Source organism: Vibrio sp. 1402 (assembly GCF_033340275.1).
This window is the reverse complement of the sequence record NZ_JAWOWE010000400.1, coordinates 1-625: the sequence shown is the minus strand read 5'-3', so window position 1 is coordinate 625 and position 625 is coordinate 1. Positions and strand designations below refer to the sequence as shown.

Sequence of the window (625 nt, the reverse complement as noted above, 5' to 3'; positions counted from 1 at the left end):
ATCTTGGCACCAACGCGTGAACTGGCAGAACAGATCGCTGACAACATTAAAGCGTACACTAAGTACACAGACCTATCGGTTGTGGCTGTATTTGGTGGTCGTAAAATGTCTTCACAAGTTTCTGCTTTAGAAAACGGCGTCGATATTCTGGTTGCAACGCCAGGCCGCTTGGAAGAGCACATCGAACAAGGCAACGTTTCTGTTGCGAACCTTGAGTTCCTTGTTTTTGATGAAGCTGACCGTATTCTGGATATGGGCTTTATTCATGCTGTTCGTAAGATCATGTTGGACGTTGATACTGATCCGCAAATCATGATGTTCTCGGCAACGACTTCAAGCCAGCTAAATCTGTTAGCGAAAGACATTCTGCGTAAACCAAAACGCATCGAAGTAGAGCGTGCAAACACTACCGCGCACACTGTTGCTCACGTACTTTACCCAGTCGATCAAGAACGTAAAACAGAACTGCTTTCTGAACTGATCGGTCGCAAAAACTGGCAACAAGTTTTGGTGTTTGTAAACTACAAAGAAACCGCAAATGATGTGGTGAAAGAGCTGAAACTTGACGGCATCAAAGCAGTAGTTTGTCACGGTGACCGTGCTCAGAGTGCTCGTCGTCGTGCGC

General features: G+C 46.1%; 1 protein-coding gene. It reads left to right on the top strand.

Features of this window, described 5'->3' with window-relative positions:
• Positions 1-625: DEAD/DEAH box helicase (locus R7044_RS26305; protein ID WP_225456128.1), on the top strand; the 625-nt coding region annotated here is incomplete at both ends.